We start from the raw sequence: 14,384 nt of genomic DNA, 5'->3' as shown, positions 1-14,384 counted from the left end.
GGATATGATAACTAAAGAGAGAGATGTCTTTGCCGCTGATATTTACCGCCGGGAGCTTGCGGCCTCAATGAAGCTTGAAGATCTGAGGCAGACATACTCAGGGGATTATCCCGAACTTGGCGACATAAGCACCTCTGAGAAATGGGACAGCCTGAGCGGGATGGAGAGCGTTCCCGAGGTTCGCATAAAGAGGCTGGAGAAGGCGGCAAGACTTATTGACGCTGATAAAAAGATACTGGACATCGGTGTCGGATGGGGAGAAATTCTTCCTATGCTTCTTAAAGAGAATAAGGCTGCGGATTATACAGGCATAGATTTTTCAGCTGAGGTCATAAAAAGGCTTTCGGCTAAATATCCGGGCCAGAAGTTTTTAAATGTTACCGTAGATAAGCTTAATGAAAAGTATGATTATATACTTGTGCTTGAAGTGCTTGAGCATATTGTCCCGAGCAGGGTCTTTGATTTTCTTAACGAGGCGCGGAGATTATTAAAAGACGACGGCGTGCTGATAGTCAGCGTGCCTCTTGAGGACCTTAAGAACAATACCTTTGTCTGCGGGAAGTGCGGAAGCTTTGTGAACAAGATGGGGCATGTAAGGAACTATTCAGTGGAACTGATAAAGGCGGAGCTTCAGCTGGCGGGATTCAAATCTTTTTATTCCGAGCTTCTGTACCATGGATATTATGGCCTGTCAGGAACCATAAAAAGGATGCTGAGGAATGCGGCAGGGTATCTTGCAGGGCCTTCCGGTTTTAAGCCCCTGGCGCCGTGCAATGTCATCCTCGCTCTCAAACAGGATGGATCATGACCGCATTTATAAATAAGTTTACAAAATATCTTTTCAAAGGGCAGCTTCCCGGGATACTCTATGAAAAGGTATTTATATATTTGATCCCTCAATGGAGAGGTTTTTTTTCTTTTGTTTTTTACAGGCTGCTTTACCGCGGCTTCACATACGGGGAAAATCTGAAATGCTGGGGGCGTATAATTATTTCAAAGAGCCCTGAGAGTATCATAAGCATCGGCGACAACGCGTGGATAGTTTCCGACACTGTGCGCTCGGGAATAGCGCTCTATTCAAAATGTAAACTCCAGGCATACAGAAACTCAAGGATAGCAATAGGAAACAATGTGGCACTGATAGGCACATCCGTAACATGCAGGAGCACCCTTGTCGAAATAGGCGACGGCACGATAATCGCCCCGAACGTGATAATAGTTGATTCGGATTTTCATGCCGCGTGGCCGCCTCATAACAGGGCGCTCAATATGGGTTATGAGAATGACAAAGAGGTCAGGATAGGCAAAAATGTCTGGATAGGAATGAACGTCCTTATCTTGAAAGGCGTTACCATAGGAGATAATTCCATAGTAGCCGCAGGCAGCGTGGTCGTGAAGGATCTGCCGTCCAATGTTATCGCAGGCGGGAATCCGGCAGGTGTTTTAAAAAGCCTGCCTGTTGAAGATTCCAAAACTGAAACATTCTCGCCTTAATTTGTAACTACATAAAATGCCGGACTTCTCCTTTGAACAACTTTCCGCCCGGTTTATTGCCGCTGCTGTACGTTCAGCGCCGGAAAAACTGGCAGCCCCTATCTTCGCCTCTCCCTTGAGCGCGCGGAGCCCTGACCTCTGCATGTTATGGCATCCGGGCTACAGAAAAAGGCACAGCCTCAGGCTCTTTGCCGGATCGATCGCCTCATCAGGTGCGGCTTTTATAAAGGGCATTGTGAAACTTTTGATAAGCCCGAGATCATTCGGCTATGCCATCTACGGAACGATAGAAGAATCGATCCTGGTCATCACATCCATGTGCGGTTCGGAAACTCCTGACGGTAAATATAAAACACCATATGTTGAAACTGAAGCAGATGACGCGTTATTCGTCTTCGGGCCGAAGAAGGATTGCGGGAAGAATCCCGTAGATGTCAATGAATTGCCGATGACAGAGAAGATGGCTATGTCGTTTATCCTGATAAAGAGCGGCATGTCGGCGTTTTTGGAGATCAAGGGAGGAAGGCTTGAAAAGAGCCTGCTGCTTCTGAAGTGGCTTGAATGGGCCTTGAGCCTTCAGTGGCTGCATGATTACTATCTTGAAGAGGCTTTATCAAAAATAGTTGAAAAGCATAAAATAAAAAAGATCGGCTGCATACATGAGATGCATTTTTACTCAAGGGTTGTGTGGAGAGTGGCGGCAAGATATAATTGCAAAGGGTACACGATACAGCACGCTGCCTTCAGCCGGGGCAAGAGGTGGTACTTCTGCCTTCCGGATGAGCTTGAAAGCGGGCTGAAGCTTCCCGATGTGATGTACGTATACAGCAAACGAGTATCTGACATCCTGAAGCAATATTACAAAAACACCTCTTTTTATTTGGGATGCAGCGCGCGGTATGCGCACTGGAAAAATGTTTCCCTAAGTGATAAAAGAGGCGGATACTTTCTCTTCGTCGGCGCGCTTGCGAGGTTTGACAACGATGTCCTGATTGCCGCGCTTCAAAAGATTGCCGCTGCTTCCAATGAAGATCTTCCGCTCAGGTTGAGGCTGCATCCTTTTGCAGACCTGAGCCGCAGCTCAAAAAGCTGGATACACTCAAGCCGTGAAAAAGGTATTATAATCGTATCAAAGGAGACATCTCTTAGGGATGATATAGAGAATGCTTCAGCGGTCATAGGCATGAGCACAACGGTCCTGGAAGAGGCGCTTATCATGGGCCGGCCTGTGATACAGCTGACGCATCCGGACTACCTTGAGTACATTGACATCGACGGTATAGAGGGCGTTCAGAAATTGGATCACATGGATGTATCGTCCAAGGCCCTCGGTGGGATCGCAGGGCGTCAGGTTGATCCTGATGAGATGAGAAACAGGCTTGGCCTGAACAACCCTGTTATTACCTATAGGAGATTATTTGAACATGAATAACTTCAAAAGCACTGACAGGATTCTGATAACAGGCGGCACAGGTTTCATAGGAGGGCATCTCGCGCAAAGATGCCTTAAGCATACGCCTCTTGTCACATGCATTGACGAAGGAGATAAAGAATTATCAGCCACGAATGTTGAATATATCCGTGCCGATGTTTCAGACAAGAAGGAGCTGCAGTGGGCTCTTGATAACAGATCTTTCGAATATGTATTTAACCTGAGCGGTTATATCGACCATACCCATTATTTTAAAGGCGGAAGAAGGCTGATCGAAACGCATTTTACAGGGCTCATGAACCTGATCGACTGTCTTGACAGGGAGAGCCTCAAGGGGTTTGTCCAGATAGGGAGCAGTGACGAATACGGCGGCGCGCCCGCGCCTCAGCGCGAGGAGATGAGGGAAAGGCCGATCTCGCCGTATTCCGCGGCAAAGACAGCGGCGTCTCATTTCATACAGATGCTCTCTGATACCGAAGGGTTTCCCGGAGCGGTTCTGAGGTTTTTCCTTGTGTACGGGCCGGGCCAGGATGAGAAGAGGTTTCTCCCGCAGATAATAAAGGCATGCCTCAATAATGAAGAGTTCAGGACATCCGAGGGCAGGCAGTTGAGGGACTTCTGCTATATCGATGACGTGGCTGACGCGATAACAACAGCGGCGTTGACTCCGGATGCAAATGGGCATATTATCAACATCTCCTCAGGCACGCCTGTTTCGATCAGAGAGATAGTGGAGAAAGTGATGATATCCGCCGGCGGAGGGAAGCCCTTATGGGGAGCTTATCCGTACAGGGAAGGCGAGAATATGGAATTGTACGCTGACATCAGCCTGGCGAAAAAGATATTGGGCTGGTCGCCCCGGACCGGCATTGAGCACGGCCTGAAGAAAACAATAGAATATTACAGAGGTGAACGATGAATGATGTTGTGATATTATGCGGGGGCAAAGGCACGCGTTTAAGCGAGGAGACCGTTTCAAAACCCAAGCCTATGGTGGAGATCGGCGGCAAGCCTGTATTGTGGCACATCATGAAGCATTACTCTCATTACGGCTGCAACCGCTTCATACTGGCGCTGGGCTATAAAGGCGATTACATAAAAAATTATTTTTATAATTACCGCGTCCTGTCAAGCGATTTTACGCTTGAGATGAGGCCGGAAAAATCTCCTCAGATACACGGGGCGAGCGACGAGTCCCGCTGGGAGATCACATTTATAGACACAGGGCTTGAGACTTTAAAGGGAGGCAGAATAAAGAGGCTTGAGAAATATATAAAGAGCAGGGATTTTCATCTGACATACGGCGACGGCGTAAGCGCGGTTGACATAAAGAAGCTTGAGAAGTTCCATTCAAAGCACGGGAAGACAGGCACGGTCACAGGCGTGCACCCGCCTTCACGTTTCGGCGAGATGGTGATTGACGGAGAGACCGTGACCCGTTTTGAAGAGAAGCCGCAGTTAAGCACCGGGATCATAAACGGCGGATTTTTCATGTTCAATAAAAAGATATTCAGCTATCTGACCCCTGATGAAGGCTGCGACTTTGAGTTCGGGCCGCTTCAGAAGCTCGCGTCTGAAGGCGAGCTCAAGGTGCATAAACATGAAGGCTTCTGGCAGTGTATGGACACTGCAAGGGAGCGGGATTACCTTAACGGGCTATGGGATGCGGGCAGCCCGCCGTGGAAGCTTTGGAGATGATCATGAAAAAACGGCTTAAAGATATTGAGGCGTTCAACGGCGTTTACAAAGGCAAAAGGGTACTGGTCACAGGCCACACCGGATTCAAAGGTTCATGGCTGAGCCAATGGCTTTTGAAGCTCGGTGCTGATGTCGCGGGATTTTCTTTATACCTTCCGTCTGAGCCGTGTAATTTTGAAGTGACAGGATTGCGCGGGAAGATAAGGCACTATGAGGGCGATATCCGCAATATCGGAGAGTTGAAAAAAGTATTCAAAGATTTTAAACCGCAGATAGTCTTTCACCTTGCCGCGCAGGCTATTGTGCGCAAGTCATTTAATGAGCCGAAGGAGACCTTTGACACCAACTTAGGCGGAACCGTCAATGTGCTTGAATGCATCAGAGACACGGGATCCGTGAAGGCATCGGTGATCATCACAAGCGACAAGTGCTACAAAAATCTTGAGTGGGAGTGGGGCTACCGCGAGAATGATATCCTCGGCGGAGACGACCCTTACAGCGCGTCAAAGGCATGCGCCGAGATAGCCTGCAATGCATATATTAAATCCTGTTTTAATTCCAAAGGCTCGGCAAAGATCGCCACTGCAAGGGCAGGAAATGTTGTTGGCGGCGGCGACTGGGCAAAGGACCGGATAATACCTGACTGCGTCAGGGCATGGAGCACCGGCGAAAAGGCGGCATGCAGAAACCCTGAGGCGACAAGGCCGTGGCAGCATGTTCTGGAGCCTTTGAGCGGCTATCTCTGGTTAGGCGCAGGTTTGATTACCGGCCCTGATGAGCTTGCCGGTGAAGCATTTAACTTCGGCCCTGAAAGCAAGGTCATAAAATCCGTGGGCGAGCTGGTCAATGCATTGGCAGATTCATGGGGAGATGCCAAATGGGAGCACATAAGCAGCAGGGGGAAGATAAAAGAGTCACAGCTTCTGAAGCTTTCATGCGACAAGGCGCTGAAGAGGCTCGGCTGGCATGCGATACTCACCTTTGATGAAGTTGTCGGATTAACAGCGCAATGGTACAAACGCTACTACGGCAAAAAAGATGATATCTTTGATCACGCATCTTCGCAGATAGATTTTTACATGAAAAAAGGCATGGAACTGAATGCCCCGTGGATAAGAAGGAAATAGTCATGATCGACGGCGTGCTGATTAAACCGCTGAAGGCCTTCTCTGATGAGAGAGGCAGCGTGATGCATATGCTGAGGTCTGATGACAGCCTGTTCCAAAAGTTCGGAGAGGTCTATTTTTCAACCGTCAATCCCGGCCATATCAAGGGATGGAAGAAGCATCTCAGGATGACACAGCACTTCGCGGTTCCTTCAGGAAACGTCAAGTTCGTTATTTATGACGACAGGGATGCTTCACCTACCAGAGGCAACATACAGGAGACAGAGATAGGCGTGGACAATTATCAGCTTTTGCGCCTGCCGCCGTTGCTATGGTACGCCTTTATGCCTTTGGGCGAATCTCCGTCTCTTATAGCCAACTGCACTGACCTGCCCCATGACCCTGAAGAGTCTGTCAATATTCCGCTTACTGATAAAAGAATTCCTTACGACTTTGAACCCGGTAAATAAATAACTGAATGCTGTCATTCCGGCTTGCCCGGAATCTTTCTTTATTTTCTGTAAGATTCCCGACAAAGCGGGAATGACGACAAAAAATCATAGCCATGTCAACTCCTGACACTTCTGAATCATCGCCTGCGGTAAGCGTAATAATGAACTGCTATAACTCTTCGAAATACCTTCGTGAAGCGATCGAGAGCGTTTACGCCCAGACCTGCAAGGGCTGGGAGATAATATTCTGGGACAACGCCTCGACCGACAACAGCGCTGATATAGCAAAAAGCTACGGCGAAGGATTGAGATATTTTAGAGGAGAGGAAACTGTTCCGCTTTATGCCGCGAGGAATCTCGCGCTTAAAGAGGCGCGCGGAAGGTACATAGCCTTTCTTGACTGTGATGATATGTGGCTGCCTGAAAAGCTTGAGGAGCAACTCTCTCTCTTTGAAAATGATAAAGAGGTAGGGCTTGTCTACAGCGACTGTATCCTCTTCAATGAAAAAGGCAGGGAAAAGAGGCTTTTTGATGTTGTGACGCCTGTCAGGGGAAAGATCTTCGATAAACTGCTTTTTAGCAATTTTATCAATACACAGACGGTGATGATAAAGAGGGATGCCATTGAAGACCCTGAGATCTTTTTCGACAGCCGCCTCACTTTATCCGGTGATTATGACGCGTACCTGCGTATAAGCTACAAATGGAAGGTCGATTATATTGATAAACCGCTTGCGAAGTACCGCGTCCACAGCGGGAGCGTGACATCCAGAAAGGGGAGGAGGCTCGCGGCTGATGAGATAGGCCTGAATATCGAATCATTGAAAAAGAGTATCCCTGATTTTGAGAAGCAATATCCTGAAGCGCTGAAGTTCATGGAGAGAAGAAGGCATATTCAGGCATCGCTTCTTGACTGGGAAGACGGCGATAATAAAAATGCGCGCAAGAGGATCAGCCATTTTATCTTTGACAGCATCTATTGTTTCGTTCTATATTTTTTAATGTTCTTCCCTTACCGCATTGTATTTAAACCTCTTCACAGGCTTTACAAAAAAAACCCTTTGTCTGATCTGGCCTGATAATGAAGAAAAGGAAGATAATTATCTGGGAGAGCCTTCCGAATATCGCGGGAGGCCAGAGGGCCGCGTTAAATATTGCCGCGCAGCTTAAAGAGAGATTCGAACTTGAATTCATCGTGCCGTCAAAAGGCGCTCTCTCAGATTCACTTGAGCAGCAGAAGATCAAGGTGCATTACTTGGAACTTGGCACATATCAGCTTGGTAAAAAAGGGGCAGGAGATGTTTTTAGATTTATCCGTTACACTCCTGCGGCTTTATTGAGGTCTTATAAAATTATCAAAGGCGCAGGCCTGCTCTATGTCAACAGCACAAGGCTCTTCCCGTGGAGCGCGATCATAGGGAATATCGCAGGGGTTCCGGTCATTTGGCATATACACAATATCCTTTCAGACAGAAAGGCCGTATCAATGGTGGAGTTCTTCGGGAAGTTCAGCTCTGTGAAAAGAATGATCGCGGTATCCAAAGCAGCAAAAGCTCAATACAGCGCTCTGATGGATAAAACAGATGTTGTTTATAACGGCGTTGATACTGCAAAGTTTCATGTCTTCCCCATGATCGATGGTAGAAGCAGTGAGGAAAAGAAGATAGGTATCATAGCTGACCTCATTCCAATAAAGGGGCATGATACTTTATTCAGGGCGGTTGCGCTGATAAAGGATAGAATTCCTGTGAAGCTCATGGTTGTCGGGTCGCATCAGGAACATATGAGGGAATATGCCGGCAAGCTGAAAGGCCTTGTTGATGAACTCGGCCTCAATGATAATATTGTTTTTACGGGGCATCGTTCCGACATTCCGGAGATCCTGAACAGCCTTGACCTTCTGGTCATATCATCAAAATCTGAAGCCTGTCCGATGATTGCGCTTGAGGCGTTTGCCTGCGGTGTCCCTGTGATCGGTTCGGATGCCGGCGGAACTCCTGAGCTTATCGAAGACGGCAGGACGGGTTTTGTCTTCCGCGCCAATGATGAAAAAGATCTTGCTGAAAAGATACTGCATATTTTGAATGATCCTCCTCTGCTAAGTAAGCTGAAAAAGAATTGCAGAAAGGCATCTGAAGAAAGATTTAACCTTGATAATTTTTCAAGGGATATAGAGAAGATAGTCGCAGAGGTGATTTTATGAAACTCAGGACAGCCGTTATACATGACTGGCTTGTTACATATGCCGGTTCTGAGAGGCTGCTGGAGCAGGTATTGAAACTCTACCCTGATGCGGACCTCTTCAGTTTGGTAGATTTTCTTCCTGAAGAAGACAGAGTATTTTTATCAGGTAAAAAGGCGCAGACATCATTCATCCAGCACCTGCCGATGGCAAAGAATAAATACCGCAACTACCTGCCGCTCATGCCTTGTGCGATTGAACGGTTCGACCTGTCTGAGTATGAGCTGATACTCTCCAGCTCTCATGCCGTTGCAAAGGGCGTGCGTAAAAAGCCTAACCAGCTTCATATATGTTACTGCCACACACCGATGAGATATGCCTGGGATCTGCAGGAGCAGTATCTTAAAGAGTCCAAGCTGGATAAGGGGATAAAGGGCGCTCTGGTAAAGAAGATTTTAAAACGCATAAGAGAATGGGATTATGCAACTGCAAAGAACGTTGATCATTTTATCGCCAACTCTCATTACATCAAAGATAGAATAAAGAGGAACTACGGCAGAGATGCGGATGTCATATATCCGCCTGTTGATGTTGATGCTTTTCATGTCGGTTATGAAAGAGAAGGTTTCTACCTGACTGCATCAAGGATGGTGCCTTATAAAAAGATGGACCTGATAGTTGAGGCATTTTCCGAGATGGGCAAAGAGCTTGTTGTCATAGGCGACGGGCCTGACTTTGAAAAGGTCAGGTTAAAGGCAAAGGGCAATGTAAAGCTGTTGGGATATCAGAGGTCCGATATCTTGAATGAGTACATGCGCAAGGCTAAGGCGTTTGTCTTTGCAGCAGAAGAGGATTTCGGCATAGTCCCGGTTGAGGCGCAGGCATGCGGCACTCCTGTGATAGCGTATGGCAAAGGCGGCGCTGTTGAGACGGTTAGTCCACTTACAGATAAAGGAGTTCATCCCACCGGCATCTTCTTTCATGAACAGACTCCCGAAGCATTGATAGATGCGGTTAAAATGTTTGAGGCTAATGAAAAAATATTCGATCCAGATGAGATAAGAAAAAACTCTGAACGCTTCAGTGTCGAAAGGTTTTTAAATGAGTACCGTGAGTTTGTCGAAAGTAAAGCAAGAGAGTTTTTTAAACATTAGTTTTACTTTGCGCCAATAACTCCTTAACTCCGTTAAATACATCTTCAACGCTGACGTTCTCCGCCTTTTTGTCACTCCCTCTGAGAAGCACATGCTTCACACCCCACGGTCTCCATCTCTCCGCGTTTGTTGATCCCCACATGGTGACCACAGGCTTCCCTAACGCAGCTGCTATATGCATAGCCCCGCCGTCGCAGCAGACGACCATGTCTGCCAAATTCAGCGCGGCTATCAGTTCCTTAAGCTTTGTTGTTCTGTAAGCGACAGGCGCGGGAGACATCTTCCTGATTATCTCTTCAGCCTTTTCATCATCACCCGGGTGATAGACATTCTTTTCGCTTCCGGGCGACCAGAGGAGCATGGCACTTGCGCCGCATTCATGATTGATGAGATTCCCAAGCTCGATGAATTTTTCAACAGGCCACCGGTTCTCAGGCCTTCTGCTGCTGATATGAAATGCAATGAGCGGCGCGCCTTTTATCATGGCGGAGTTATCAATGAATTCCTTTGCCCTCTCGATCTCTGACGGATCAGGGAAGATGCTCATGCTTGAAGGATCACGATCAATGCCTATCGGTTTAAGGAGAGCAAAGGTTTTTTCAACTTCATGGAGATGTCCGCCTGAATCAACAAGAGGTTTGTTGTATCGTTTAGATCTTGTCCCTTCTTTTATATATCCAATCTTTGTCTTTGCGCCTGTAAAGCCGGTGTATCTCTCAAGCCTCGGTGAATATGAGCCGCAGCCTATGGCGGCATCGTACCCTTCTTTCCTTATTCCGCGGATCACCTGAAGGTTGCTCCACCATACAGCGAGTTTATTTTTGTCAGGCACGTGTTTTGCCTTTTCATACACATAGACTTCATCAATGTCAGGGTTGTTCCGTACCGCATCGGCGTTATATGTATTCACCAGTATGCCGATCTTCGCATCAGGATACTTCTCTCTTGCGGCATGGATTGCAGGTGTTGTGCAAATCAGATCGCCAATGTTATCGCGTCTGATAAAGAGGATTTTCTTAATGTGGTTAGGCATAATAATCTTTATTGGTTTTCTCATTGTTGCTTGCTTCTTCAAGTTTCTTAAAATGATCTCCTGAATGTAATCTTTTCGAGATATAAAAAAGATATATTCCGATTGAACCAAAAAAAACTATACCAATTAGCAATCTGATATCTCTTATGAAAATAAAACCTGCAAGACAAATTAATGCTATAAAAATACCTGCAACTCCTATAAAAAAAGTTATTCTACTTTCAATCAATTCTGGCTTATTAGGAACCAGAATGGAATGTTTATAGCAGATAAAAGCAACTGTCCATCCAATAACGCCGCCTATTGCGCTCCCTAACCCTGCATACAAAAAGTTATCTTCTATTACAGATATATAACCACCAATACCAGCACCTAAACTTCCTATTAATATAGAATAAAGGCTTGCTAATTTGAGGAAATTTAGTTTAGTTGCATAATTTACTTTTTTCTTCATCTTATATCCTTTTCATTTAGCAACCTCTCTGTGAAGCACAACGACCGATGCGATGAAGGGGAATATCATTGCGGTTGTCTATGATGTCATGAGTTGGCATTATTCAATATTTCTGCTGTCATCCGTAGATCACCACAAGCTCTTTCTTGATCCTGTCCACCAGGTACGGGCTGATGGCCCCTTCAGTCAACATGTCCACTTTTATGCCAAGCTCCTCAGTCAGTTCCTGCTCAATGCCGACCATATCCAAAAGCGACCTTCTGGTTGTAAACTCAACGAGTACATCTATATCGCTTGTTGGCTTTGCCTCGCCTCTTGCATATGAGCCGAAAATGCCAATCTTGCGGACATCGTATTTCTTGAGTATTGAGATTAAATTATTTTCTATTTCATTAAAGTTCATAGTTCCTATTCTATAACAAGTCGGGTTAACTCTCAAATTTTATCCGGGCTTTCTCTGAATGATGCTAAGCCGTTTTTTCCCGATTATAGTATTTCACTCTCACACGCTCCGTGCCTATGTTATCGCGCCTGATGAAGAGGATTTTCTTAATGATGTCAGCCGTCATATTTCAGATCTTAATGCTTCTGCCCGATCCAGAAGAAACTTGCGCCCAAGTCCAATTGATATGCCAGATGCCCGAAGGTGATATCAAGCGGGGCGGTCAGGCTCTTTTTAAAATCCTTTAAAGAATCTGACTTATCTTTTTTGTGAGCGGATGAATAGACGTTACCGGTTTTATCTTTTGACTTATAGTGAATATCAATTTCTTTCTTCAGTATCTTCTGCAGCGGCCCCTCAAGGTCAGGATTCAGTGTTGATTTCAGGATCTTCTTGATGCTCTTCATAAAGGGCATCCTGAAGCCGTCATAGTCATAGTGCCTTACAATTATCTTTTTGAAACCTAAATTCTCAAGGCAGGCGTTTAAACTCTCAGGAGAAAAGTAAGAGACATGCTCCTTGTTGAATAATTTATGAGGGCTCTTCTCAAATTTGGAACCTGCGGAATATATGTCAGGCGTTTCCATTACAAGGTATCCGCCTTTCTTTATTTTGGAGTGCAATAATCTTAAAACTTCTTTAGGCTTCTCAAAATGTTCTATCACCTGGAACATACACGCGATATCAAAGTGCATATCAGGCAGGTCGCTGTTCTCCAGTAAATCGTTAATGACCGTTACGCCTTTTTCCCTGCTCTTCATCGCGCCGCCTGACGATGGTTCGATACCGGTCACGTCGAAGTTTCTGGATTTCAATTCATGCAGAAAGTCTCCCTCCGCTGACCCGACCTCCAATACTTTTCCTGACCTGAGGCCGGTATATTTTTGAATATAGTCAGCCCTGAACCTTGAAGCCCTCAGTATTTTGCTTCGCTCGAATTCAGATTGAAAAACGGCTGCGATATTAATGTTTCCGGTGTAATGCACCTTCAGGTCATCGAGCAGGTGTGTCTTGCCGATCTGAATAAAGCCGCAGTGATCGCACTTTGATATTTCAGTATCATCCAGATAATAAATGCCTGAAAGCCCCTCTTTGCCGCAAAAACGGCAGGTCAGTTTGTTATTATTCTCTCTATTTATTATTTGGCTCATTGCAATACCTTTCTATCCGGCGGCATATATAATCCCAGTTAAACTCCTCAATGATCCGCTTTCTGCCGTTCATCCCTATCTTCTTTGACAGAGGATCATCAGATAAAAGCGCTATGCACTTTTGGGCAATATCATTGCTGTCTGACGCATCAACGAGAAAACCGGTTTCGCCGTCTATTATAGCCTCTGAGGCCCCGCCTTTATTGCTGCCTATTACAGGTTTCCCGCAGGCATTTGCCTCAAGATATGTAATTCCAAAACCTTCAATATCGCCTTTTTCCAATATCTCTCTGCTCGGCATTACATAGAGGCCGCACATATTGTAATATTTATTCCTTGATTCATTGGGGACAAATCCGGCAAAGATGACATCATCGGCAAGCCCGAGTTTCTCCGCAAGCTGCTTTAAGTTCTCTTCATACTTCCCTTTGCCGCATATGACATACTTGGCCTGCGGGATGCTTTTCTTTATCATCGGCAGGGCATTGATAACCATGTCATGCCCCTTTCTCTCCACCAGTCTTGCCAATGTCAGGATTATTTTAGCGCCCTGCAGTTTGTATCTCTCAATGAGTTCCGTATCAGGTTCTGAAGGGGTGAAATAATTAAAATCAACTCCGTTATAGATGACCCTGGCCTTCCGGCTGATCTCAGGTGAACTCCATGTTCGGCCGGCCAGCTTTTGAGAGGTGAATTCACTGACGCAGAATATGATCTTCGCAGTCTCAAAAACCTTCTTCATCCTCTTCTGCCAGAATGATGATGAATATCGCAGATCCAGTATTTCATTGCCGTGCACGGTCACGGTGGTATTGATCTTGTATTTCCCGGCAATATGGCTTGCAGCAATGCCTGAAGGATACCAGGACTGCGCCATGACCATATCGTATCCGTATCTCTTGACAAGCCGGTCCATTTTAAAGATGTGGTAATACATTTTCAGATAATGCGATTTGATGTTCTTTATCCGGTGAACCCTGAAGGGGAGTGTGCTGTCAAAATCAATATCACCTTCAGACTGCCGCGGGGCCATGACATCGACCTTGTGCCCTAAATTGTGCAGCCCCTTTGCGACTTCATATGCAACAGTTGCTATTCCGCCGTCCCATAAAGGAAAATCAGGAGTTGCTATCAGGATCTTCATCACGGCTTAATACCGGTAATTAATATTCCGGTTGCGAAGTCAATATCCAGCAGCTTCATGACAGGGCTGTACAGCAGGGCTGTCAGTCTGTGTTTAAACTTTTTCCTGGCAGACACCCTGAATATTTTGATGTCTTTAAATCCCTGCGCTGACAGGATCCCACCAAGGTCATGGCACCTGTATGATGTTATGTGAGTGCAGTCGCCGTTAAATGCTGTCGGGTGATAATTATTCGGGAGTGTGATTATTATCCTGCCTTCCGGCTGGAGCAGGCTGAAACATTTTTGAAGCAGGCTTATGCCTTCGTTCAGGGGCAGATGTTCTATTATGTCCAGAAGAAGAAGCGCATTGAAGCTGTCGCTGATATCGCTCATGGAGTAATAATCGTGATGCCTGCTCCTGTCGGTATCCATGCTCTTATAAATGATATTGTCAGGCAGTTTCGAACATATATCGTTTATAAACCTGTCTCCGGCGCCTATATCCAGTATCTTCCCCTTGATCTCTGAAAGCAGGCCGGCAAGCAACGCTTTTTTTGTGCTGTAGATGAGAGGTATCCTGTTAATGGAAGGGTAAAGCGCTTTTATCTCTTCTCTCTTCTTCTTTATCTCACTCCATTGGATCGGGCTTTCAGGCTGCATG

16 protein-coding genes are annotated in these 14,384 nt (G+C 46.1%); 10 read left to right on the top strand and 6 right to left on the bottom strand.

Features of this window, described 5'->3' with window-relative positions; all coding sequences use genetic code 11:
* The first annotated feature begins 4 nt into the window (after window positions 1-4).
* The 10 genes from HY807_01560 (at window position 5) to HY807_01515 (ending at window position 9,518) form a co-directional block, all read left to right on the top strand.
* The gene (locus tag HY807_01560; GenBank protein MBI4825098.1) at window positions 5-808 is read left to right on the top strand and encodes a class I SAM-dependent methyltransferase; all 804 of its coding nucleotides are present in this window, start codon (window positions 5-7) and stop codon (window positions 806-808) included.
* Window positions 805-1,494, top strand: coding sequence for an acyltransferase (locus tag HY807_01555; protein ID MBI4825097.1), 690 nt, complete (start codon window positions 805-807; stop codon window positions 1,492-1,494). The genes HY807_01560 and HY807_01555 overlap by 4 nt, the downstream gene beginning before the upstream one ends.
* A gap of 16 nt (window positions 1,495-1,510) precedes the next feature.
* Window positions 1,511-2,926, top strand: coding sequence for a hypothetical protein (locus HY807_01550; GenBank protein MBI4825096.1), 1,416 nt, complete (start codon window positions 1,511-1,513; stop codon window positions 2,924-2,926).
* The gene (locus HY807_01545; GenBank protein MBI4825095.1) at window positions 2,919-3,845 is read left to right on the top strand and encodes an NAD-dependent epimerase/dehydratase family protein; all 927 of its coding nucleotides are present in this window, start codon (window positions 2,919-2,921) and stop codon (window positions 3,843-3,845) included. The genes HY807_01550 and HY807_01545 overlap by 8 nt, the downstream gene beginning before the upstream one ends.
* Window positions 3,842-4,624 (top strand): glucose-1-phosphate cytidylyltransferase, encoded by a 783-nt coding sequence (rfbF, locus tag HY807_01540; protein ID MBI4825094.1) that lies wholly within the window; start codon window positions 3,842-3,844, stop codon window positions 4,622-4,624. Before HY807_01545 ends, rfbF begins: the two co-directional genes overlap by 4 nt.
* A gap of 2 nt (window positions 4,625-4,626) precedes the next feature.
* Window positions 4,627-5,751: a CDP-glucose 4,6-dehydratase gene (gene rfbG / locus HY807_01535; protein MBI4825093.1), complete on the top strand. Its 1,125-nt coding sequence runs from the start codon at window positions 4,627-4,629 to the stop codon at window positions 5,749-5,751.
* Between the two features lie 2 nt (window positions 5,752-5,753).
* Window positions 5,754-6,200: a dTDP-4-dehydrorhamnose 3,5-epimerase family protein gene (locus HY807_01530; protein MBI4825092.1), complete on the top strand. Its 447-nt coding sequence runs from the start codon at window positions 5,754-5,756 to the stop codon at window positions 6,198-6,200.
* Window positions 6,201-6,295: 95 nt separating this feature from the next.
* Window positions 6,296-7,261, top strand: coding sequence for a glycosyltransferase (locus tag HY807_01525; GenBank protein MBI4825091.1), 966 nt, complete (start codon window positions 6,296-6,298; stop codon window positions 7,259-7,261).
* Between the two features lie 2 nt (window positions 7,262-7,263).
* On the top strand, window positions 7,264-8,385 hold the full coding sequence (locus tag HY807_01520) for a glycosyltransferase family 4 protein (protein ID MBI4825090.1): 1,122 nt from the start codon (window positions 7,264-7,266) through the stop codon (window positions 8,383-8,385).
* A complete protein-coding gene (locus HY807_01515; protein ID MBI4825089.1) occupies window positions 8,382-9,518 on the top strand; it encodes a glycosyltransferase family 4 protein in 1,137 nt (378 codons plus the stop codon). The genes HY807_01520 and HY807_01515 overlap by 4 nt, the downstream gene beginning before the upstream one ends.
* On the opposite strand, the gene HY807_01510 is transcribed toward HY807_01515, so the two are convergent.
* From HY807_01510 to HY807_01485, 6 genes are all read right to left on the bottom strand, one after another.
* Window positions 9,508-10,575: a glycosyltransferase family 9 protein gene (locus HY807_01510; GenBank protein ID MBI4825088.1), complete on the bottom strand. Its 1,068-nt coding sequence runs from the start codon at window positions 10,573-10,575 to the stop codon at window positions 9,508-9,510. The two genes, HY807_01515 and HY807_01510, sit on opposite strands and share 11 nt — an antisense overlap.
* The gene (locus HY807_01505) at window positions 10,544-11,005 is read right to left on the bottom strand and encodes a hypothetical protein (GenBank protein ID MBI4825087.1); all 462 of its coding nucleotides are present in this window, start codon (window positions 11,003-11,005) and stop codon (window positions 10,544-10,546) included. The genes HY807_01510 and HY807_01505 overlap by 32 nt, the downstream gene beginning before the upstream one ends.
* A 118-nt stretch (window positions 11,006-11,123) precedes the next feature.
* Window positions 11,124-11,408, bottom strand: a complete 285-nt coding sequence (locus HY807_01500) for a nucleotidyltransferase family protein (GenBank protein MBI4825086.1) — start codon at window positions 11,406-11,408, stop codon at window positions 11,124-11,126.
* Between the two features lie 176 nt (window positions 11,409-11,584).
* Window positions 11,585-12,598, bottom strand: coding sequence for a class I SAM-dependent methyltransferase (locus HY807_01495; protein MBI4825085.1), 1,014 nt, complete (start codon window positions 12,596-12,598; stop codon window positions 11,585-11,587).
* Window positions 12,579-13,742, bottom strand: coding sequence for a glycosyltransferase family 4 protein (locus tag HY807_01490; GenBank protein ID MBI4825084.1), 1,164 nt, complete (start codon window positions 13,740-13,742; stop codon window positions 12,579-12,581). Before HY807_01490 ends, HY807_01495 begins: the two co-directional genes overlap by 20 nt.
* Window positions 13,742-14,383 carry a hypothetical protein gene (locus HY807_01485; protein ID MBI4825083.1) on the bottom strand — a complete coding sequence of 214 codons (642 nt, stop codon included), beginning with the start codon at window positions 14,381-14,383 and terminating at the stop codon, window positions 13,742-13,744. The genes HY807_01490 and HY807_01485 overlap by 1 nt, the downstream gene beginning before the upstream one ends.
* Window position 14,384 lies beyond the last annotated feature (1 nt).

Source organism: Nitrospirota bacterium, assembly GCA_016207885.1.
In the GTDB taxonomy this organism is placed as follows: Bacteria; Nitrospirota; Thermodesulfovibrionia; order UBA6902; family UBA6902; genus JACQZG01.
This window is presented reverse-complemented; position numbering and strand designations above follow the sequence as displayed.